At 56.8% G+C, this 21,120-nt stretch carries 19 protein-coding genes, 2 tRNA genes and 3 rRNA genes; 11 read left to right on the top strand and 13 right to left on the bottom strand.

Annotation, left to right across the window (positions count from 1 at the left end; genetic code table 11):
• Positions 1 to 68: 68 nt before the first annotated feature.
• Positions 69 to 1,331 (top strand): MFS transporter, encoded by a 1,263-nt coding sequence (locus ACYZUM_RS13185; protein WP_108182884.1) that lies wholly within the window; start codon positions 69 to 71, stop codon positions 1,329 to 1,331.
• Positions 1,332 to 1,421: 90 nt separating this feature from the next.
• The gene (locus ACYZUM_RS13190) at positions 1,422 to 2,348 is read left to right on the top strand and encodes an alpha/beta hydrolase (protein ID WP_108184403.1); all 927 of its coding nucleotides are present in this window, start codon (positions 1,422 to 1,424) and stop codon (positions 2,346 to 2,348) included.
• Between the two features lie 74 nt (positions 2,349 to 2,422).
• Here ACYZUM_RS13190 and rrf read toward each other — a convergent pair.
• The 5 genes from rrf to ACYZUM_RS13215 all read right to left on the bottom strand — a co-directional run bounded on the left by rrf (position 2,423) and on the right by ACYZUM_RS13215 (position 7,644).
• Positions 2,423 to 2,538: ribosomal RNA gene (gene rrf, locus ACYZUM_RS13195) — 5S ribosomal RNA — on the bottom strand.
• 154 nt (positions 2,539 to 2,692) lie between these two features.
• Positions 2,693 to 5,584 (bottom strand): 23S ribosomal RNA (locus ACYZUM_RS13200).
• A 237-nt stretch (positions 5,585 to 5,821) separates the two neighbouring features.
• Positions 5,822 to 5,897, bottom strand: a tRNA-Ala gene (locus ACYZUM_RS13205).
• Positions 5,898 to 5,906: 9 nt separating this feature from the next.
• Positions 5,907 to 5,983, bottom strand: a tRNA-Ile gene (locus tag ACYZUM_RS13210).
• Between the two features lie 124 nt (positions 5,984 to 6,107).
• Positions 6,108 to 7,644, bottom strand: a 16S ribosomal RNA gene (locus ACYZUM_RS13215).
• The 16S, 23S and 5S rRNA genes sit together here with 2 tRNA genes alongside, the layout of an rRNA operon.
• 686 nt (positions 7,645 to 8,330) lie before the next feature.
• On the opposite strand from ACYZUM_RS13215, the gene ACYZUM_RS13220 reads away from it, so the two are divergent.
• Positions 8,331 to 8,783 carry a thiol-disulfide oxidoreductase DCC family protein gene (locus tag ACYZUM_RS13220; protein ID WP_108182885.1) on the top strand — a complete coding sequence of 151 codons (453 nt, stop codon included), beginning with the start codon at positions 8,331 to 8,333 and terminating at the stop codon, positions 8,781 to 8,783.
• An 8-nt stretch (positions 8,784 to 8,791) separates the two neighbouring features.
• Here the strand turns inward: ACYZUM_RS13220 and ACYZUM_RS13225 are convergent, their stop codons facing one another.
• Both ACYZUM_RS13225 and ACYZUM_RS13230 read right to left on the bottom strand, forming a co-directional pair.
• Positions 8,792 to 9,283: a DUF2269 family protein gene (locus tag ACYZUM_RS13225; protein ID WP_108182886.1), complete on the bottom strand. Its 492-nt coding sequence runs from the start codon at positions 9,281 to 9,283 to the stop codon at positions 8,792 to 8,794.
• A 2-nt stretch (positions 9,284 to 9,285) separates the two neighbouring features.
• Entirely contained in the window at positions 9,286 to 10,401 is a 1,116-nt protein-coding gene (locus ACYZUM_RS13230; RefSeq protein WP_108182887.1) for a saccharopine dehydrogenase family protein, read from the bottom strand.
• A gap of 234 nt (positions 10,402 to 10,635) precedes the next feature.
• On the opposite strand from ACYZUM_RS13230, the gene ACYZUM_RS13235 reads away from it, so the two are divergent.
• On the top strand, positions 10,636 to 11,757 hold the full coding sequence (locus tag ACYZUM_RS13235) for an SMP-30/gluconolactonase/LRE family protein (protein WP_108182888.1): 1,122 nt from the start codon (positions 10,636 to 10,638) through the stop codon (positions 11,755 to 11,757).
• Between the two features lie 145 nt (positions 11,758 to 11,902).
• Here the strand turns inward: ACYZUM_RS13235 and ACYZUM_RS13240 are convergent, their stop codons facing one another.
• The gene (locus tag ACYZUM_RS13240) at positions 11,903 to 12,982 is read right to left on the bottom strand and encodes an SDR family oxidoreductase (protein ID WP_108182889.1); all 1,080 of its coding nucleotides are present in this window, start codon (positions 12,980 to 12,982) and stop codon (positions 11,903 to 11,905) included.
• A 74-nt stretch (positions 12,983 to 13,056) separates the two neighbouring features.
• Between ACYZUM_RS13240 and ACYZUM_RS13245 the strand changes: the two genes are divergently transcribed.
• Positions 13,057 to 13,449, top strand: coding sequence for a MerR family transcriptional regulator (locus ACYZUM_RS13245; protein ID WP_041074696.1), 393 nt, complete (start codon positions 13,057 to 13,059; stop codon positions 13,447 to 13,449).
• A 124-nt stretch (positions 13,450 to 13,573) separates the two neighbouring features.
• On the top strand, positions 13,574 to 14,092 hold the full coding sequence (locus ACYZUM_RS13250; protein ID WP_108182890.1) for a DUF1993 domain-containing protein: 519 nt from the start codon (positions 13,574 to 13,576) through the stop codon (positions 14,090 to 14,092).
• Between the two features lie 19 nt (positions 14,093 to 14,111).
• Here the strand turns inward: ACYZUM_RS13250 and ACYZUM_RS13255 are convergent, their stop codons facing one another.
• Positions 14,112 to 14,546: a GFA family protein gene (locus ACYZUM_RS13255; RefSeq protein ID WP_108182891.1), complete on the bottom strand. Its 435-nt coding sequence runs from the start codon at positions 14,544 to 14,546 to the stop codon at positions 14,112 to 14,114.
• Between the two features lie 165 nt (positions 14,547 to 14,711).
• Positions 14,712 to 15,005 carry a hypothetical protein gene (locus ACYZUM_RS13260; protein WP_041074690.1) on the bottom strand — a complete coding sequence of 98 codons (294 nt, stop codon included), beginning with the start codon at positions 15,003 to 15,005 and terminating at the stop codon, positions 14,712 to 14,714.
• Positions 15,006 to 15,058: 53 nt separating this feature from the next.
• Here ACYZUM_RS13260 and ACYZUM_RS13265 point away from each other — a divergent pair, with 53 nt between their 5' ends.
• Both ACYZUM_RS13265 and ACYZUM_RS13270 read left to right on the top strand, forming a co-directional pair.
• Positions 15,059 to 15,481 carry an SgcJ/EcaC family oxidoreductase gene (locus ACYZUM_RS13265; protein WP_108182892.1) on the top strand — a complete coding sequence of 141 codons (423 nt, stop codon included), beginning with the start codon at positions 15,059 to 15,061 and terminating at the stop codon, positions 15,479 to 15,481.
• A 119-nt stretch (positions 15,482 to 15,600) separates the two neighbouring features.
• Positions 15,601 to 16,161, top strand: a complete 561-nt coding sequence (locus tag ACYZUM_RS13270) for a fasciclin domain-containing protein (protein ID WP_108182893.1) — start codon at positions 15,601 to 15,603, stop codon at positions 16,159 to 16,161.
• A 65-nt stretch (positions 16,162 to 16,226) separates the two neighbouring features.
• Here ACYZUM_RS13270 and ACYZUM_RS13275 read toward each other — a convergent pair whose 3' ends face one another.
• The 3 genes from ACYZUM_RS13275 to ACYZUM_RS13285 all read right to left on the bottom strand — a co-directional run bounded on the left by ACYZUM_RS13275 (position 16,227) and on the right by ACYZUM_RS13285 (position 18,962).
• Entirely contained in the window at positions 16,227 to 17,459 is a 1,233-nt protein-coding gene (locus tag ACYZUM_RS13275; protein WP_108182894.1) for an NADH:flavin oxidoreductase/NADH oxidase family protein, read from the bottom strand.
• Between the two features lie 255 nt (positions 17,460 to 17,714).
• The gene (locus ACYZUM_RS13280) at positions 17,715 to 18,194 is read right to left on the bottom strand and encodes a MerR family transcriptional regulator (protein WP_108182895.1); all 480 of its coding nucleotides are present in this window, start codon (positions 18,192 to 18,194) and stop codon (positions 17,715 to 17,717) included.
• 72 nt (positions 18,195 to 18,266) lie between these two features.
• A complete protein-coding gene (locus ACYZUM_RS13285) occupies positions 18,267 to 18,962 on the bottom strand; it encodes a tRNA (adenine(22)-N(1))-methyltransferase (protein WP_108182896.1) in 696 nt (231 codons plus the stop codon).
• Between the two features lie 278 nt (positions 18,963 to 19,240).
• On the opposite strand from ACYZUM_RS13285, the gene ACYZUM_RS13290 reads away from it, so the two are divergent.
• Genes ACYZUM_RS13290 through ACYZUM_RS13300 form a run of 3 tightly spaced genes read left to right on the top strand, consistent with a single transcriptional unit; the run spans position 19,241 to position 21,107 of the window.
• Positions 19,241 to 19,939: a phytanoyl-CoA dioxygenase family protein gene (locus tag ACYZUM_RS13290; RefSeq protein ID WP_108182897.1), complete on the top strand. Its 699-nt coding sequence runs from the start codon at positions 19,241 to 19,243 to the stop codon at positions 19,937 to 19,939.
• A gap of 48 nt (positions 19,940 to 19,987) precedes the next feature.
• Entirely contained in the window at positions 19,988 to 20,152 is a 165-nt protein-coding gene (locus ACYZUM_RS13295) for a DUF2986 domain-containing protein (RefSeq protein ID WP_108182898.1), read from the top strand.
• Between the two features lie 31 nt (positions 20,153 to 20,183).
• A complete protein-coding gene (locus tag ACYZUM_RS13300; protein ID WP_108182899.1) occupies positions 20,184 to 21,107 on the top strand; it encodes a LysR family transcriptional regulator in 924 nt (307 codons plus the stop codon).
• The last annotated feature ends 13 nt before the right edge of the window (positions 21,108 to 21,120 follow it).

Consider the following 21,120-nt stretch of genomic DNA (forward strand, 5'->3'; position numbering starts at 1 on the left):
AGACGACCACTCACTGAATTGACGAAGGTTGCGCCATTCTAAGCAACCTCGATATCGAAGGTGCCAGCGTGGACACTCACTCCGATCGTCGCAACAACCTCTCGCTGGACAGCCTGAACTTCTTCCTCGCCGATGTGCGCGACGGACTCGGGCCGTATCTGGCCATTTACCTGTTGGCCGTGCATCACTGGGAACCGGCCAGCATTGGGCTGGTGATGACCCTCGCTGGCGTCGCGGCCCTTGTCACCCAGACACCCGCCGGTGCTCTGGTCGACAACACACGCAGTAAACGAGCGGTCATCGCGATTGCCGCATTGCTGGTGACCGGCAGTTGCGTGGTATTGCCCTTCGTGACGTCCTTCAGTCTGGTGGCGATCACTCAAGCGCTGAGCGCCGCAGCGGCATCGGTGTTCGCACCGGCTATCTCGGCGATCACCCTGGGCATCACCGGTCCGCGCGCGTTCACCCGGCGCACCGGACGCAACGAGACTTTCAACCATGCTGGCAACGCCTGTGCGGCGCTGCTGGCTGGTGGGTTTGCCTACTTGTTCGGGCCGGTGGCGGTGTTCTATCTGATGGCGGTCATGGCGCTGTGCAGCGTGATCGCCGTGAGCTTCGTCGACAGCAACGCCATCAACCATGATCTCGCCCGTGGGCTCGACCCAAGCGACGCCGCCCACGGCAAGACGCCATCGGGATTGACGGTGTTGCTGACCAACAAAGCGCTGCTGATGTTCGCCATCTGTTGTGCCCTCTTCCACTTGGCTAACGCGGCGATGCTGCCACTGGTGAGCCAGAAGCTGGCGCAGGTCAACTTGCAAATGGCGACACCACTGACTTCGGCCTGTATCGTCGCCGCGCAACTGGTCATGGTGCCGGTCGCCCTGCTGGTTGGGGTCAAAGCCGATGTGTGGGGACGCAAGCCGCTGCTGCTCGCGGGCTTCCTGATTCTTCCGTTGCGCGGCGTGCTCTACACCTTGTCCGCCGACCCTTACTGGCTAGTGGCGGTACAGATGCTCGACGGCGTCGGCGCAGGGATCTTCGGCGCATTGTTCCCGGTGGTAGTGAAAGATCTGACCTTGGGCACCGGCCACTTCAACGTCAGCCTGGGCGCGCTCTCGACCGTTTTCGGCCTGGGCGCAGCATTAAGTGCCAGCGTCGCGGGTGTTGTATTGCAGGAAGCCGGTTACAACGCGGCATTTCTGACCCTGGCGGTGATTGCCGGGGTGGCATTCGTTCTGTTGTGGTTGGCGGTACCGGAGACCTTGCGGCGGGTGGGGAATGATGTGAATGTTCTTGACCGTGAGGCGCCCTTCACTGCTCCGCCGTAAAACCCTATATCGTTAAGTGGGAATTGCTGATGAGGGAGGAAGGATTTGGCTGATAACACGCTTGAGTTCACCGAAAGTGATTTGGCGCAAATGCAGCGCTTCAACCGCAAACTCGCCTGGCTGCCGCGGTTTCGCGTTCGCAATCGGCTGACGCCGCGTTTGATCCAGGCTTTGCTGCGCGCCAGTCAGATGCTCGGCGCGAACAAACCGGTCAAGCACGGCCTTCAAGTGCAAAGCACTGTGGTTCATTCGCACGCGGCTTCAGTGCCCGTCCGAATCATCCGCCCACAAGGAAAGCCCAAGGGTGTGGTACTTGATTACCACGGTGGCGGCTGGGTGATCGGCAATGCACAGATGAACGATGACCTTAACATCGCAATGGTCAAGGCTTGCAACGTGACAGTGGTGTCAGTTGACTATCGGTTGGCAGTCAATACACCGGTTGAGGCGTTGATGGCGGATTGTCTTTGCGCCGCACGCTGGCTGCTGAGCGACAATTGCACGGAATTCGTTGGCCTGCCGGTGATCGTCGTCGGCGAATCCGCGGGCGCGCACTTGGCAACCGCAACGTTATTGGCACTCAAACCTGCACCCGGCTTGTTGCAGCGCGTCTGCGGCGCCTTGCTGTATTACGGCGTCTACGATCTCGCGGGCACCCCGAGCGTACATGCCGCACCTGCAGAAACGCTGGTACTCGACGGCCCGGGCATGGTCGAGGCGCTGCGCCTGCTGACTCCAGGACTGAGCGATGATGAACGCCGACAGGCGCCATTGTCTCCGCTTTACGGCGATTTGAGCGGATTGCCACCGGCGTTGATGTTCACCGGCGAACTGGATCCGCTGCGCGATGACACGCTGGAACTCGCTGAGCGTTGGCAACAATCGGCACCAGTTGAAGTACATCTACTGCCCTCGTCCGCCCATGGCTTTATTCATTTTCCTACCACCATGGCTAGTCGTGTTCTGGACTACAGCCGGGCGTGGCTTTCGCATCAGATCGGGGCAATTAAGGGCTAATTGGCAAGCGAAGCACTTTCCTGCGGACAAAACAAAACCCCAACTGCTTTCGCAATTGGGGTTTCGGAATTTAATCTTGACGATGACCTACTCTCACATGGGGAAACCCCACACTACCATCGGCGATGCATCGTTTCACTTCTGAGTTCGGGATGGGATCAGGTGGTTCCAACGCTCTATGGTCGTCAAGAAATTCGGGTACTGACTCGTGACCAACTGGCCTCGCTTCAGCAAATCGGGTATGTGATACAGGTGCTTTGTGAGCTGCGCGAACTTTCGGTTCATTGCGTCTTCACACACCGCAATCTGGTCTCTTTCGAGCATTCAGATTGCTTGGGTGTTATATGGTCAAGCCTCACGGGCAATTAGTATTGGTTAGCTCAACGCCTCACAGCGCTTACACACCCAACCTATCAACGTCGTAGTCTTCGACGGCCCTTCAGGGAACTCAAGGTTCCAGTGAGATCTCATCTTGAGGCAAGTTTCCCGCTTAGATGCTTTCAGCGGTTATCTTTCCCGAACATAGCTACCCGGCAATGCCACTGGCGTGACAACCGGAACACCAGAGGTTCGTCCACTCCGGTCCTCTCGTACTAGGAGCAGCCCCTCTCAAATCTCAAACGTCCACGGCAGATAGGGACCGAACTGTCTCACGACGTTCTAAACCCAGCTCGCGTACCACTTTAAATGGCGAACAGCCATACCCTTGGGACCGGCTTCAGCCCCAGGATGTGATGAGCCGACATCGAGGTGCCAAACACCGCCGTCGATATGAACTCTTGGGCGGTATCAGCCTGTTATCCCCGGAGTACCTTTTATCCGTTGAGCGATGGCCCTTCCATACAGAACCACCGGATCACTAAGACCTACTTTCGTACCTGCTCGACGTGTCTGTCTCGCAGTCAAGCGCGCTTTTGCCTTTATACTCTACGACCGATTTCCGACCGGTCTGAGCGCACCTTCGTACTCCTCCGTTACTCTTTAGGAGGAGACCGCCCCAGTCAAACTACCCACCATACACTGTCCTCGATCCGGATAACGGACCTGAGTTAGAACCTCAAAGTTGCCAGGGTGGTATTTCAAGGATGGCTCCACGCGAACTGGCGTCCACGCTTCAAAGCCTCCCACCTATCCTACACAAGCAAATTCAAAGTCCAGTGCAAAGCTATAGTAAAGGTTCACGGGGTCTTTCCGTCTAGCCGCGGATACACTGCATCTTCACAGCGATTTCAATTTCACTGAGTCTCGGGTGGAGACAGCGCCGCCATCGTTACGCCATTCGTGCAGGTCGGAACTTACCCGACAAGGAATTTCGCTACCTTAGGACCGTTATAGTTACGGCCGCCGTTTACCGGGGCTTCGATCAAGAGCTTCGCGTTAGCTAACCCCATCAATTAACCTTCCGGCACCGGGCAGGCGTCACACCCTATACGTCCACTTTCGTGTTTGCAGAGTGCTGTGTTTTTAATAAACAGTCGCAGCGGCCTGGTATCTTCGACCGGCATGAGCTTACGGAGCAAGTCCTTCACCCTCACCGGCGCACCTTCTCCCGAAGTTACGGTGCCATTTTGCCTAGTTCCTTCACCCGAGTTCTCTCAAGCGCCTTGGTATTCTCTACCCAACCACCTGTGTCGGTTTGGGGTACGGTTCCTGGTTATCTGAAGCTTAGAAGCTTTTCTTGGAAGCATGGCATCAACCACTTCGTCACCTGAAAGGTAACTCGTCATCAGCTCTCGGCCTTAAGATCCCGGATTTACCTAAGATCTCAGCCTACCACCTTAAACTTGGACAACCAACGCCAAGCTGGCCTAGCCTTCTCCGTCCCTCCATCGCAATAACCAGAAGTACAGGAATATTAACCTGTTTTCCATCGACTACGCTTTTCAGCCTCGCCTTAGGGACCGACTAACCCTGCGTCGATTAACGTTGCGCAGGAAACCTTGGTCTTTCGGCGTGGGTGTTTTTCACACCCATTGTCGTTACTCATGTCAGCATTCGCACTTCTGATACCTCCAGCAAGCTTCTCAACTCACCTTCACAGGCTTACAGAACGCTCCTCTACCGCATCACTTGCGTGATACCCGTAGCTTCGGTGTATGGTTTGAGCCCCGTTACATCTTCCGCGCAGGCCGACTCGACTAGTGAGCTATTACGCTTTCTTTAAAGGGTGGCTGCTTCTAAGCCAACCTCCTAGCTGTCTAAGCCTTCCCACATCGTTTCCCACTTAACCATAACTTTGGGACCTTAGCTGACGGTCTGGGTTGTTTCCCTTTTCACGACGGACGTTAGCACCCGCCGTGTGTCTCCCATGCTCGGCACTTGTAGGTATTCGGAGTTTGCATCGGTTTGGTAAGTCGGGATGACCCCCTAGCCGAAACAGTGCTCTACCCCCTACAGTGATACATGAGGCGCTACCTAAATAGCTTTCGAGGAGAACCAGCTATCTCCGAGCTTGATTAGCCTTTCACTCCGATCCACAGGTCATCCGCTAACTTTTCAACGGTAGTCGGTTCGGTCCTCCAGTCAGTGTTACCTAACCTTCAACCTGCCCATGGATAGATCGCCCGGTTTCGGGTCTATTCCCAGCGACTAGACGCCCTATTAAGACTCGCTTTCGCTACGCCTCCCCTATTCGGTTAAGCTCGCCACTGAAAATAAGTCGCTGACCCATTATACAAAAGGTACGCAGTCACAGAACAAAGTCTGCTCCCACTGCTTGTACGCATACGGTTTCAGGATCTATTTCACTCCCCTCTCCGGGGTTCTTTTCGCCTTTCCCTCACGGTACTAGTTCACTATCGGTCAGTCAGTAGTATTTAGCCTTGGAGGATGGTCCCCCCATATTCAGACAAAGTTTCTCGTGCTCCGTCCTACTCGATTTCATGACTAAGAGACTTTCGCGTACAGGGCTATCACCCACTATGGCCGCACTTTCCAGAGCGTTCCGCTAATCTCAAAGCCACTTAAGGGCTAGTCCCCGTTCGCTCGCCACTACTAAGGGAATCTCGGTTGATTTCTTTTCCTCAGGGTACTTAGATGTTTCAGTTCCCCTGGTTCGCCTCTTGCACCTATGTATTCAGTACAAGATAACCATCTTATGATGGCTGGGTTCCCCCATTCAGACATCTCCGGATCAAAGTCTGTTTGCCGACTCCCCGAAGCTTTTCGCAGGCTACCACGTCTTTCATCGCCTCTGACTGCCAAGGCATCCACCGTATGCGCTTCTTCACTTGACCATATAACCCCAAGCAATCTGGTTATACTGTGAAGACGACATTCGCCGAAAATTCGCAAAACTCTTAAGAGTCACTCACAAATTTTACCTTAGCCTGATCCGTTACCAGTGAAAGTAACGTTCAGTCTATCTTTCTATCACATACCCAAATTTTTAAAGAACGATCTAATCAAAGACTAGAAATCAATATTCGCACCGGAATATTCATTTCTAAGCTCTAACAAGCAGAAGCAGTTAATGGTGGAGCCAAGCGGGATCGAACCGCTGACCTCCTGCGTGCAAGGCAGGCGCTCTCCCAGCTGAGCTATGGCCCCATACAAAATTGGTGGGTCTGGGCAGATTCGAACTGCCGACCTCACCCTTATCAGGGGTGCGCTCTAACCAACTGAGCTACAGACCCAATTTCGAGCGCGTAACTGATTAGCTCAGAGCTATCAGCTTGGAGCTTAAAGCTGCTTCTATCGTCTTCTTCAATGAATCAAGCAATTCGTGTGGGAACTTATGGAGCAGCTGATGTCGTCGATTAAGGAGGTGATCCAGCCGCAGGTTCCCCTACGGCTACCTTGTTACGACTTCACCCCAGTCATGAATCACACCGTGGTAACCGTCCTCCCGAAGGTTAGACTAGCTACTTCTGGTGCAACCCACTCCCATGGTGTGACGGGCGGTGTGTACAAGGCCCGGGAACGTATTCACCGCGACATTCTGATTCGCGATTACTAGCGATTCCGACTTCACGCAGTCGAGTTGCAGACTGCGATCCGGACTACGATCGGTTTTGTGGGATTAGCTCCACCTCGCGGCTTGGCAACCCTCTGTACCGACCATTGTAGCACGTGTGTAGCCCAGGCCGTAAGGGCCATGATGACTTGACGTCATCCCCACCTTCCTCCGGTTTGTCACCGGCAGTCTCCTTAGAGTGCCCACCATAACGTGCTGGTAACTAAGGACAAGGGTTGCGCTCGTTACGGGACTTAACCCAACATCTCACGACACGAGCTGACGACAGCCATGCAGCACCTGTCTCAATGTTCCCGAAGGCACCAATCCATCTCTGGAAAGTTCATTGGATGTCAAGGCCTGGTAAGGTTCTTCGCGTTGCTTCGAATTAAACCACATGCTCCACCGCTTGTGCGGGCCCCCGTCAATTCATTTGAGTTTTAACCTTGCGGCCGTACTCCCCAGGCGGTCAACTTAATGCGTTAGCTGCGCCACTAAGAGCTCAAGGCTCCCAACGGCTAGTTGACATCGTTTACGGCGTGGACTACCAGGGTATCTAATCCTGTTTGCTCCCCACGCTTTCGCACCTCAGTGTCAGTATCAGTCCAGGTGGTCGCCTTCGCCACTGGTGTTCCTTCCTATATCTACGCATTTCACCGCTACACAGGAAATTCCACCACCCTCTACCATACTCTAGCTTGCCAGTTTTGGATGCAGTTCCCAGGTTGAGCCCGGGGATTTCACATCCAACTTAACAAACCACCTACGCGCGCTTTACGCCCAGTAATTCCGATTAACGCTTGCACCCTCTGTATTACCGCGGCTGCTGGCACAGAGTTAGCCGGTGCTTATTCTGTCGGTAACGTCAAAATTGCAGAGTATTAATCTACAACCCTTCCTCCCAACTTAAAGTGCTTTACAATCCGAAGACCTTCTTCACACACGCGGCATGGCTGGATCAGGCTTTCGCCCATTGTCCAATATTCCCCACTGCTGCCTCCCGTAGGAGTCTGGACCGTGTCTCAGTTCCAGTGTGACTGATCATCCTCTCAGACCAGTTACGGATCGTCGCCTTGGTGAGCCATTACCTCACCAACTAGCTAATCCGACCTAGGCTCATCTGATAGCGCAAGGCCCGAAGGTCCCCTGCTTTCTCCCGTAGGACGTATGCGGTATTAGCGTTCCTTTCGAAACGTTGTCCCCCACTACCAGGCAGATTCCTAGGCATTACTCACCCGTCCGCCGCTGAATCCAGGAGCAAGCTCCTTTCATCCGCTCGACTTGCATGTGTTAGGCCTGCCGCCAGCGTTCAATCTGAGCCATGATCAAACTCTTCAGTTCAAACATCTTTGGGTTTTTAAGAAACCCTAAACTTGGCTCAGCAATCGTTGGTTACATCTTTGATTTCTCGCGGAGTAACTTGTGATGCTGATAATCTTGTTGACTATCAGTCTGACTCCACAAGCACCCACACGAATTGCTTGATTCAGTTGTTAAAGAGCGGTTGGTTAAGATCTTTCGTCTCAACCGAGGCGCGCATTCTACAGCAGCCTCATTTGCTGTCAAGTGATTATTTTCAGAAGTTTTCGAAGAATTCTTCAACAACTTCAACCACTTGCGCTTCCGATCTCTCGTTAGCGGGAGGCGAATTCTACAGCGTTACACGCTGCTGTCAACACCTCTTTTTCTCCGCTTTCGACCGAGAAGATCGAACCGTCAAAAGAGCCAAACATCACCGCTCTTTCAACTCCTTCCAGGCTTCGATGAACTGAAGCAACCCACTGTCGAAAACCTCGCAACTCATTGAATATCAAGGAGTTTTCCGTTTCGACTGCGCCGGAAGTGGGGCGAATTATAGACCTCCAGAATCTGCCGTCAACCGTTAATTTCAGTTTTCTATCAATGCACCGAAAAGCCTGCTTATATATAGACGCAACGTCAGCGGATGCGCAGCATACGGTCCATCACCTGAAACAATTTCCGGTGATGCTTCACAATGACAGCCCAACTGCCTGGATCGCCCCCCCATGCCCGATTCCCGAATACGCCCCACTCCAGCCCCCTTGCTCAATCCAGGCGAGACCGTGGTGCTATTCGACGGTGTCTGCAAGCTATGCAACGGCTGGGCGCGTTTTCTGATTCGTCATGACAACAAGCAGCGAGTGCGCCTGGCGGCAGTGCAATCGCCAGAAGGTCAGGCGTTGCTGGCATGGGCCGGTCTTCCGGTCGACGAGTTCGACACGATGGCGGTGATCCGCGACGAGCATTACTGGGTGCGCTCCGATGCGTTCTTCGAAGTCATTGCACAACTGCCGGCTCGTTGGTCGCCGGTCAGGCTTCTGCGAGTTTTCCCACGAGCACTTAGAGACTGGACCTACGACCGCGTGGCACTGAATCGCTATCGGATCTTCGGCAAGTACGACACCTGCCTGTTGCCCGACCCCGATCACGAACGTCGCTTTCTCAAGTCGCCAATATGAATGCTCCGCTAAAGCATCAACTGCAGCCACTGCCCCGGCGTCATTTTCGTCACCATCATCAAGACAATCACGAACATCCCGAGAAACCCGCAAACGCCCATCCAGAACCACTGTCGATAAACAGCCCGGTAATCAGCATCAACCCCTGCCCCATATTGCACCGCGTCCGCCGCCATCCCTTGCAAACGTTTCTGCAGCAACAGCACCGGCAGCCAGAGCGATCCCACTATCAAGAACAGGATCAGCGACATCAGCACCCAGTCCGTGGTCAAGGGCAACCCGGAAAGCCTTGTCAGCCAGTAACCCGTCGCGATCTGGATGAAGCCCGCCGGCGTGGTGATCCAGGCGTCATAACGCACCACCATTTTCGCCACATGCGCGATCACTTGTGGATTGGCCGTACGGCTGGCGGCAATCAGGTACAGATAGGAACCCATGCCGAAGCCGAAGAGGAAAATCGCAGCGATGACATGCACGTACTTCACGCTCAGATAAAGCATGCTCACCACATCCCGTCAGAGAACATCACAGACAGGCAAAGATTCTGCGGATCGTTGATCGCTGCCATGTATTCGTCGACGCTGATCTCACCGACACAAGGACGGGCACCCGGTTCGGGCAGGTAACCTCGGTCGATCTTCGCGGCCAGAGCGACGGCAGCACAACTAGGGATCTCCGGCCCCTTGTCATTCAGCGCGGTCAGTTGCGCCGTCATCGACAACGGCAGGTCGTTCATTCCGACACCCCGCACATCTATATACATCGCACTTTTGCCATCACCGAAACGCTCAAACCATGTCCCCCAGCGATGCAACCTGGCAGCCCACACCCTGTGGTCACGCACCAGCCCTTTCCTCATCGCCAGTGCAAACAGATAATTGGCCACGCCGCCAAGCTTGAGGCCAGCGCCAGCCTTGAAACTCAACGTGTGCGCACCAAACCGGCTGGCAAAGATGTCCATGTCCGGTACATCAACATTGGCCAGCGCACGAGTGCCCAGGTTCTTCAGCTTGCGCAGGGTCAGGTCTTCCCAGCCCATCACCTCATGCACTTGACCATTGCGCAGTTGGCGGATCGGTTTGCCCGCATACGCCAGCACACCCTCGATCGTCGACAACCCCGGCATTTTCGCTGACGAGGAAATGCCGTGCTCGATCGAGTCGATGCGTTTGAAGCGATGGCGCTGCTCATCGATGATCGCCGACGACAGCGTCGGCACCGAACTGCAACCACTGAGGATGGCGACACCGGCCTCTCTCGCTCGGGCATCGAGTACGCCGATGCCATTGACGAACGTCCGGCAGTCCGCCAGATCGCAATAGTTGACGCCCGCTTCGATGCAGCTTTCGGCCACCGCATAGGATTGCCCCTGAAACGGACCGCCCGTGTGGATCACCAGTTGAATATTCATTGCACGCAGAGCAGCGGCGAACCCGGCGCCCATTGCGTCACCACACCAGCGCTCGCAGCGCGCCCCCAACTCAGCGACCTTGCGCTCCAGCTTCTGCGGATCGCGCCCCGAGATCGCCAGTTCGATGCCCGGCATGTCGATCAGATGCCGACAAACGATGCTGCCAAAGTTTCCATACCCGCCAACCACCAACACCCTGAGTGCCATCAACGCTTCCCTGAACAATTCAACAACTGCCCCGCAACCGGGCTCGGCGCAGCTTCCCTGATATCACCGGGCCAGGCAAGACAGCGTCGGTAGAGTCAGCTCCGTGTCGGCCAGATCGATTCCACTCACCGGGATAACATGCAGCGCTCGCAGTCGCATATCAACTTGTACGATGTCTTATCACAAGGTATTACTACGTCTCGTCAACAAAAATAAAACCACGGAGATCGCTACATGGACTCATTCCTGTCCGCCAAGCCTGAAAGCCTTGATCAAGCGAAAGGCAATACCCGCCGCAGTTTCCTGAAAAAGTCGCTCGCTGTTTCCGCCACGCTCGCCACCGTCGGCAGTGCCGCACTGCCCCGCTTCTCCGATGCCGCCGAACCCTTGAGTCAGCGTTACCCTGATCCACTGATTCACATCCTCGACGACAGCTTCCTGGACCTGCGTATTTTCAACGCCAGTGTTGAAAAACTCGCCACCGGCATGCGCTGGGCCGAAGGACCGGTGTGGGTCGGTGATGGCCGGTATCTGTTGGTCAGCGACATCCCCAATAATCGCATCATGCGCTGGGACGAAATCACCGACACCTTCACCGTGTACCGCGAACACTCAAACTTCTCCAACGGCATGTGCCGGGATCGTCAAGGACGTCTGATCGTTTGCGAAGGTTCCACCACCACTAGCGAAGGGCGCCGCATCACGCGCACCGAACACAATGGCACGAGCACCGTGCTGGCTGACAGTTTCGACGGCAAACCCTTCAACTCGCCCAATGACATCGTCTGCAAAAGTGATGGCTCGATCTGGTTCACCGACCCGCCATTCCAGACCGGCAACAACTACGAAGGCCACAAAGTCACCCCGAGCCAACCCCATGCCGTGTACCGCATCGACGGTGAGAGCCAAAAAGTCACCCGGGTAATCGACGACCTCAACGGCCCCAACGGCCTGTGCTTTTCTCCCGATGAAAAAACCCTGTATGTCGTCGAAGGTCGCGCCAAGCCCAATCGCCTGATCTGGGCGATTGCGGTGAAAGACGACGGCACCCTGGGCGAACGCCGCAAGCACATCGAAGGCTTGGACTATGCCGCGATTGACGGCATCAAATGCGACGAAGCGGGCAACCTGTGGTGTGGCTGGGGCGGCAATGGTGATCCCAAGGCCGACCTGGAAAAACTCGACGGCGTGCGCGTTTTCAATTTGCAGGGCAAGGCCATCGGGCACATTTCGCTGCCAGAGCGCTGCCCCAACCTGTGCTTCGGCGGACGCGAAGGCAATCGACTGTTCATGGCCAGTAGTCACTCGATCTACTCGTTGTTTGTAAATACGCGTGGGACTACGTTTGCGTTGTAAAATCGACGTTGGTCTAGCGATAGTTCCGTGAGTATCGAAACAAGATCCTGCCGCGCATCCGAGGCTGCGCGGTGACGATCCTTGTCGCTGAATGGTCGTTCGATAGAATGCCGCCCTGTATCGACGGCGCCGCCCAAGGGAGACGTCAGAGTGCCTGGCCCTTGGCTATGTAATACGCGTTGACGAACGTTGCCGTGTGCTGCAAAGCCTGACGTATGTCCGGTTTGACTATTCGATGCCTGTTGGCAAATTGCTCGACCGCCGCGGTGTTGAAACGAGTGGTCTGGATAAAGTCCAAGGCTTCGGGTTTTGTATTCAAAAACCACGCGACCGGAGGAATACTCAGTAGCCACTTCAGCAGTCGGAGTGAAATGTGATGTTTGGGAGACTTCAAGCCCAAAGGTTTAGCCACCTGTGCCAGGAGTTCTCGCAAGTTTGGCGTTTGATCATCAAGCGCCAGCAGTTCCTGGCCCACCATGGCAGGATCAAAAGCACAAACAGCCACCAGTTCGACCAGATAATCCACGGTGACCAGTGGCAGCCAGTGCTCGGCGGTACCGGGCACTGCAGTCATCTTGCCCTGCACCAGGTTGCATATCAGCGCCACCAGCGGCTGACCGTCAAGGATATGCCCGGTGCGGCTGTGGCCACAGACCGTCGCAGGGTGGACAACGGTCATCTCACCACCCTTGGCGGACATGACCTGCTGGGTCGCAAAATGCGCCTCCAGCTTGCTTGCCTCGTATCCACCGACACGTCGGTAGACGGCGGGCCAATTCGTCAACTCCGGCTGACGAGGATCAATGCCGATGCGTTGCAGATGTTCATGATTGTTCAGCATGTAGCCGCCGATCATCACTAAACGGCTTTTTTGCTCAGCCGCCAACAGCGCCACACGCTTTGCCCCCGCCACATTCACCGCACGAGACTGCTCCATCGAAAGCCCCCATGCGAAGTGAGCGCCCAGATGGAATATGACGCTGGCGCGCCTCAGCACCTCCTGATCAGCCAGGCTCAGCCCGAGATTGTCCTGTTCCAGATCGCCAGCCACGGCAAATACCCGTGTCGCGCACCCGCCTAAACTATCAACTTGCTCGCGCAACGCAGCCAGCCGCTCCGGGCGACGCATCAACACCCGAAGGGTGTGACCTTTTGCACTCAGGTTCGCCAGCAAATGTTGACCGATAAAGCCGGTTCCCCCCGTGACAAAGCACTCCACGCTCATTTCCCTGTTCCTTGTTGAAGGTGAGAAATCCAGCGTAAAGTATCGACCCAACTCTACAGTCAAGCGGTGTTTTCATGAAAATCGGCGAACTCGAGGCTCGCAGCGGCGCCAGCCGTCATACCTTGCGTTACTACGAGCAAATCGGCCTGATCTCACCGCTGCGGCAAACCAACAACTATCGTGTCTACACCGAGCAAACCCTGCAGGATCTGGATTTTATCCAGCGCGCGCAAAGCATGGGATTTTCCCTGGGAGAAATAGGCGAGATTCTGGATGCGCAGCGCAACAAGCTGATCGATTGTGCTGACGGCGCGAAGCTGATTGAAAAGAAGATGGCCGAAATCAAACAGAAAATTGCCAACCTCCAAAGCATTCATCGGTATCTGGATGTAGAGCGTGCGACCCTTGAAGCGAGTGCTGCCAGGCAACTTGAGCTTCAACAGTTGAGCGACGCTGCCAATCATTGATCCTACGGCAAATGCCGTGGGGAGGCTCCTGCGCAAAGTGTGCTGTCGCGGTTATTTTCGACAGCGAATCGACTACCCTTCGCCACCGAGGTCTCACCTTTGAATGACTACACAGGGAATAACCATGTCGATCCATGCAATGACCCTTCCTCGTTTCGCTCAGATGTTGCGCTCGCTGGCGGCCATCCTGTCCAAGAGCGAGGCTTACGCCCTTGAGCGCGGCTACGACGCGCAAGTTCTGCTCGACGCACGTCTGGCCCCGGACATGCACAACCTCGCGATGCAGGTTCAATACACCTGCACCCAGGCACAGGACGCCGTGCAGCGGCTAACACAACAACCGCTGACCAAGCTCACACCGCCCGAAAACATGGCGGCGGCCAAGGCATTGATCGACAGCACACTGGAGATGCTGGCGGCGGCAGATCCGGCGCAGATTGACGCCAGCGCGGACAAGAAAATCGCCCTCGAACTGCAAAACGGCATCGCCTTCGACATGACCGGCCGCGAATACGCCGTGGACTGGGCGATGCCGCAGTTCTACTTTCACCTGATCACCGCGTACAACATCCTGCGCCACAACGGTGTGCCGCTGGGCAAGGCGGATTATGTGCAACACATGTTTGCGTATCTAAGGAAGTAATTGCAGCGCGAGCTTCGGGTCAGTCAGGATTGACCCGGAGTTTTTGCAGAAGAAACGCCAGTGACTCCACCGCCCCGTGATAACTCTGCGTTGAACGCTGCGTATCCCATGACATGGCATCGTCCACACAGAAATCGCCAACGCATTCCATGCTCAGATCCTCATCAAGCAGTCCGAGCGGAATCCACACGTAAGGCGATTCGCGAAGTGGGTTGGGCACGGTCGAGCCGCACTGTGCGCAGAAGTCGTTTCTGTAGCCGCTGGATATGATCCAACTGTTGATCGAGTCCTGCCCTGCGTCCCAACGAAAGTCCCGAGCGCTGACCAGAGTAGCGAGGTTGAACCCGACACCGGTCTGTTTGCGGCACAGTGAGCAGTGGCAGCGATAGAAAAAGCGCGGTTCCACCGTGAGGGAAAAGCGTACTGCCGCGCAAAGACACTGCCCTGTTGTCATGGGGACCTCCTTGGAAAATGATTGATCAGGCGCTGGCGTCAGGTTTAGAAACAAGCGCGCCGGCAGAACCTCAGGTTACAGACAGAATGTATTGCGCCAAGCGTTGACAGAGATTTGAATGGAATCGTCTATCGAGAGGGCGATCCTTCCCTTTGCGCTCAAAGCCTAAATCAGCTTTTCGACCAAAACCGTGTCCGCCTCGATAGACATATCGCCAAAATCGCCCTCGAGAGATAGAACGTTTTCAACAAAGCTGATCCCTTCCAGCTCTCCGAGGACGCGAGAATTTTGAATGTGCAGAGCACCGAGACTGATGGGCAACTCTGCGCCATCGATATTCCACGCCGTCAGTTTGCATCGGCAGCCGTCCTTCAGGCTGACGACCATTTCGAAACAGCGATGTGCCTGATCCAACGTGAACGATAAAACGTCGCTACTTTCGAGCGCTTGTACATCCATACTGAGTTTCTTATGTTTAAAAGCGCATTCTAACGATCTGCGAGGCCCCGGCCATGACTCAGATAAATAAACCCGAAGACGCTCCAGGCGCATTCCAGGCAGCCTGGAACGCTCACGACATGGCGGCACTCGGAGCTCTGTTCGATCCGCAAGCGACGTTCGTCAATCGTTTCGGCCACTTCGTTCGGGGCGTCGAGCAGATCGTTGCGCTGCACGCGCCCATTCACCAGACGATCTATTGTGACTCCACTCTTGAGAATGAACTGATCGATATCGATCCTGTTGCTGACGGGGTGGCGATCATTCATTTCTGGAGTCGTTTGTCGGCCGGTGCTGCACATCCGGCCGGGGCGCATGTGGTGGATACGCTGATTCTCGCGGTGCTGATCAGGCAGAACGAGGCTTGGCGCATCAGAGCGCTGGAGAATGTGACCCTGACCAACCCGCGCACAGGTGAAGCCACCCTGCGTGATTAGCGGTAATCCGTTTCGGCGTACCGCAAAAGGTTTTTCGCTGCATGCTGCATCCGTTTCACCCCCTGCTCCGTATATTCAACACCCTCATTCGAAGGGTCGAAGAATCAAGGAGACGCACCATGCACATGCTCATCAAACGCCTTGCTGTCGCTTGCTTCACCCTGCTCTGCCTCGGCGCCGGGTCCAGCTTTGCCGCCGATACCGTGATGGTTGGCGGCGCGGCCATGTATCCGACGAAGACCATCGTCGAAAACGCAGTCAACTCCAAGGATCACACGACCCTGGTCGCTGCGGTCAAGGCCGCCGGGCTGGTGGATACGCTCAACAGCAAGGGCCCGTTCACGGTCTTCGCTCCTACCAACGAAGCCTTCGCAAAACTGCCCGCCGGCACGGTCGATACCTTGGTCAAGCCTGAACACAAGGTGGACCTGACGAAGATCCTGACTTACCACGTCGTGGCCGGCACTCACACTGGCAAACAGCTGATGGACGACGCCAAAATGCACGGCGGCAAAGTGATGCTGAAAACCGTCCAGGGCGAATCGCTGACCGTGATGCTGCACGACGGCAAGCTGTGGGTGCAGGACGCCAAAGGCGGCAAGGCGGCCATTACCATCGCGGACGTCATGCAATCCAATGGCGTGATTCATGTAGTCGATACGGTGCTGATGCCGAACTGACCGGTTGACGTGGGCGGGCTCTCGTCAGAGCGTCCGCCAACGTCACGATTGAAATGCCTTGCGACTCACGCCGAACGCTTTTCCACCCAGCGCCGATATTGCCGGGTGCGAAACGCCATGCCGATCTGCTGCAAAATCAGCGCGCGTAACGGTGACACCCCCGGATCAGGCTTTTTCGCCCGACTGAGTTTACCCAGCTGAAACTTCACCACCGCCATGTTCGCCAGGGCGGCGACGGCCTTGTTTTTCCAGGTGATCGGCGGCAATTGCGGGGCGTTGTCCTTGCCCTGCAGCCAGTCACGCGGCAGGTACGGATCGATGGCCAACGCGGTGCCGATACCGACCATGTCCACGCCGCTTTGCACAACGCTTTCGGCCACCGGACGACGGCGGATGCCGCCGGTGACCATCACTGGCATTTTGGCAACGGTCTGCAGGTCCCGGGCAAACTCGACGAAATAGGCCTCACGAGCCAACGTGCGACCATCGCGCGCCTCACCCTGCATGGCCGGGACTTCGTAGCTGCCGCCGGACAGTTCCACCAGATCCACGCCCAGATCGTTGAGCAGCTCAACGACCTTTTTCGCGTCGTCAGCGGTGAATCCACCGCGCTGGAAATCGGCAGAATTGAGTTTGACCGCTACGGCAAACTCTGCAGAAACCACGGCCCTGACTGCCTTGACGATCTCGACCAACAACCGCGCGCGGTTCTGCAGAGAGCCGCCCCACTCGTCCGTCCTTTGATTGGTCAGTGGCGAGAGAAACTGGCTCAACAGATAGCCGTGGGCGGCATGGATTTCCACCCCAGTGAAGCCGGCCTGTTCACCGAGGCGTGCGGTGTGCGCAAAGCGCTGGATGACGTCCTCAATCACACTGGCGGTCATGGCGTGGGGCGTGGCGAAACGCTTGGACAGTTTGCCCAGGTCCAGCGGCACCGCTGACGGCGCCCAGGTTTTCTGCCCGAGGTTGGACTGCATCTGGCGCCCCGGATGATTGATCTGCAACCAGAACTGCGCACCGGCAGAACGGCCGATCCGCGCCCAGCGCTTGAACTTGTCGAGTTGCTGATCATCTTGCAGCACCACGCCGCCCGGCCCGGTCATCGCGCGGCCGTCGACCATCACGTTGCCGGTGATGATCAGCCCGGCACCGCCATCGGCCCACGCCTGATACAGACGCATCAATTCTGCAGAGGGTGCCTGGTCGGCGTCCGCCATGTTTTCTTCCATGGCGGCTTTGGCGATACGGTTCTTGATGGTCGAACCGTTGGGTAAGGTCAGGGGGTCGAACACATTCATGGAGCAGTCCTCAACTGGAGATGAGGCCACCATAAGATTGAAGTCAACTTTAAGGTCAATGACTTTTTTCAAGGTGATTTCGCTGACTCATGCGCAGGCTCCATAGGACCTGATAGCAGCGTTATTGCCTTGCCCAATCAGCTTCAGACGCTAGCGTTAACGTCAGGTCGAGGGTCAAGCAAAAGTCCGATGTCATCAGCAAAAATTATTCGCAGCAGCGGGGTTGACCTTAAAGCGAGGTTTAAGGTGAGCCCGTCAGGCTCTGGATGCCTGACGGGCGTTTGCTTTTCTTGCCGCAGCTGCTGGCTGCTTGTCGGGCGCAGAAGCCACGCCTTCTTCGCACAGCCGTTGGATCAGCCTCTGCGCATTGTCCGCACACGCCATCCCCGCAGGTTTGCCCTCGATCCCTTTGATGACCAGCAGCAGTTGTTCCTTGTTCTGCGCCAGCCGTTGCTGCAGCACCTCGATTTCATCGACCTTTTGCTTCAAGCCACTGAGCAACTGGTCGTGCTGCCAACCGTTGGCATTCATCGGCATCAACTGACGAATTTCCTCCAGGGAAAAACCTGCCGCCTGCGCGCCGGTGATGATATGCAACACCCACTGTGTGTCGGGGGCGTAATCGCGATAGCCATTGGCTTTGCGCGCGACCGAAGTGATCAACCCGCTCGCCTCGTAAAAACGAATACGCGAAGGCGCCAGTCCGCTGATTTTCGCCAGTTCACCGATTCTCATGTCCGACTCCGCAGCACGTTAACCTTGAAGCTGACTTTAAACCTGAAGGAGCCCAAGCGCCAACACGGCAGATCAAGCCAACAACTCAGTGATCCACTGAATCTGTCGCGAAATTTCTTCCAGTTTTTCCTCGGGCACTTCCTGGCGCGCCTGTTTGAAACTGGTCAGGGTTTTCTGTCTCTGCCGTAAGAGACGCTGCCACTTGGCGATGAATGCCGGGCTGCGTGCTTGCATCAGCAACGGGCCGAAGTACAACTGTTCGGCGCTGTAGCTCACCGGGGCGCCGCGCTCGGCGACGATGATTTCGTAGAAGAAACGGTTTTCCTGCAGCACTTCCTCGTCGAGGATGCGGTAGCCGTTGTCCATCAGCCATCGGCGCAGGGGTTGCTCGCCGCCGTTGGGTTGCAGGATCAGCCGCTCGTGACCGCGCAGACGCGCCTTGCCGCTGTCAAGAATGTCGCGAATCGTCTCGCCGCCCATGCCACAAAGGCTGATTGCGGAAATCTCGTCGTCCGGCTCGATCGCCGCCAGGCCACTGGCCAGACGCACGGTGATGAACGGCTGAAGATCGTTGTCGCGCACTGTGCGCACCGCGGCATGGAACGGTGTCTGCGCTACCTCGCCGGCCACCGCCGCAACGATGGCGCCGCGGCGCATCAGAGCCACCGGCAGATAGCCGTGATCCGAGCCGATATCCGCCAACCGCGCGCCAGCCGGTACATGCGCCGCCACCCGCTCCAGTCGCATGGACAATGTGTGTTCGTTCAACTGCCGCCCTCTTCCCCAGCCATCGCCGGCACTGCTGGCCGGACAAGGGGCGCGACTCTAGCGGGCGGTGGCGGGTATTTCAAATCCGGACGCGCGCGCCGGTGTTCCGACGTAGACTCGATGCAGAGGCGCATGCGTCGGCTATCCTGATTGCAACCGGTCTACGAATCTGCGCGCAGCCCTGTCTCAAAACAACACATGCACTCTTGGATAAGATCAATCTTGAACACAGCCCTCGGCGCGCTGCTGACCAGCGATTTCCTGACGTTACCGAAGCCATGATCGAGCGCGAGCAGCTTCACCGGCAAGGTTACGCGCTGCTGCGCGATGCGATCCCGGGGAATTGGCTCGCCGACCTGCGCGCGATATTCGATGCGAATGTGCAAGCATCGGAACACTGGCCGGTCCCGCGCGGCATGGACTGGCGCCATTCGCTGCTGGACCTGGATGCAACGGTGCAAGCGGTGTGTCGCCTGCCGCAGGTACTGGCGGTGGCAGGTGAGCTGATTGGCGAACGCTTCTTCCTGTCCCAGGTCGAGGGTCGCGAACCGCTGGCCGGTGGCGGCCATCAGCAACTGCACCGCGACCTGTCGATCCAGCGGCCCGGCGACATGGTCAACGCCATCGCCTTTTTCGATGACTACGGCCCCGACAACGGCGCCACGCGCATCGTCCCGGGCAGTCACCGACCTTCACCACAACAGCCACCATTCGACCCCAACGACGAGACTGCTGTCGTGCAGCTTTCAGGGACTGCGGGGGACATTTTGCTGTTTGACGTCGATCTGCTCCACGCGGGCAGTCGCAACGTGAATGGCGCACGTCGGCGCTCTATTCTGATCAACTATTGCGCGCAGGCACTGTATAGGACGCAGCTGGAAACAGCGGGCTTGCGCGGTGTGCGAATGGACACCCGTGAGCAGTTTGATCCCGCATCGCTGCAACAGGCTCGCCAAATGGCTGCGACCCGGATTTAATGCGCGCTTGATGGGCACATGCCCGGCTCCACTTCACCGAGTAGAAACATGAACCGCCAAAAGAAACTGCAGCAGTTGTTCAAGGAAAAGGCCAAAAAGGCCAGCGCCAAACTGGCGCCGAAAAAGCCCAAATACATCAGCAAGGCCGACCGCGCAAAGATGGCTGCCGAAGCGGCCGCCGAACCGGTTGAGAGCTGCGAAAACGCTTTATAAAAGCGCCGAAATGTAAAAAGGCCAACCCCCTATGAAGCCACTGGACCTGACGCGTTTCGACCTCAATCTTCTAGTGGTGCTTGAGGCGCTTTGGGCGGAAAGGCACGTCGGGCGTGCGGCGCAGCGCCTGCACCTGTCGCAGTCGGCCACTAGCCATGCCCTGTCGCGGTTGCGCACAGCGTTTGATGATCAGTTGTTCATTCGCAATCCCCGTGGCATGGCGCCGACGCCGCTGGCCACCGAGCTGATGCCCAGAGTGGCAGCGGTGCTCGAGTCGGTACGGTTGGTCGCCAGCCCACGGGGGCCGTTCGATCCGGCGCGTCTGCAGGCGACACTGTCGGTAGCGGCCACCGATTACGCCGTGTTGACCGTCATCGCCCCGGCGCTGGCGAAACTTCAGGCTGCGGCGCCAGAGGTGGTACTGAAACTCGGGCCGGTGGATGGCGAATCGGCGATGCGCTTGCTGGACGCCGGTGAGATCGACCTGGTGCTGGGTTCGGGTTCGTTTGCGCAGGTGCCGCAACGCTTTGATTGCCAGTTCGCGCACAAGGAGCGTTTTGTCGGCATCGCCCGCAAAGGACATCCGGCACTGGTCAAGCGCGGCAGGAAACTGCACATGACGCTGGATGACTTCACTCGCCTGCCGCACGTTCTGATTTCACCCCGTGGCGATGCCCGCGGCGCGGTCGATGACGCGCTGGAGCAGCTTGGTCGCAGCCGCAAGGTCAGCGTCACCTGCCCGAGTTTTCTGGCGGTGCCGTTCATGGTGGGCGCATCGGAGTCGATTGCGGTGGTCGCCGAACGCATCGCCTTGCAGATGCAGGAAACCGCACAACTGAGCATTTTCGAATTGCCCCTGGCGCTGCCCAGCTGGGAGATTTTCGTCGTCCGCGCGCGCGGGCGCGCCAACGAGCCGGCGGTTGAGTGGATGACCAGAATGCTGATCGGCGACTGACGATCGATCTGGT

It is taken from the genome of Pseudomonas sp. m6p, assembly GCF_055760375.1.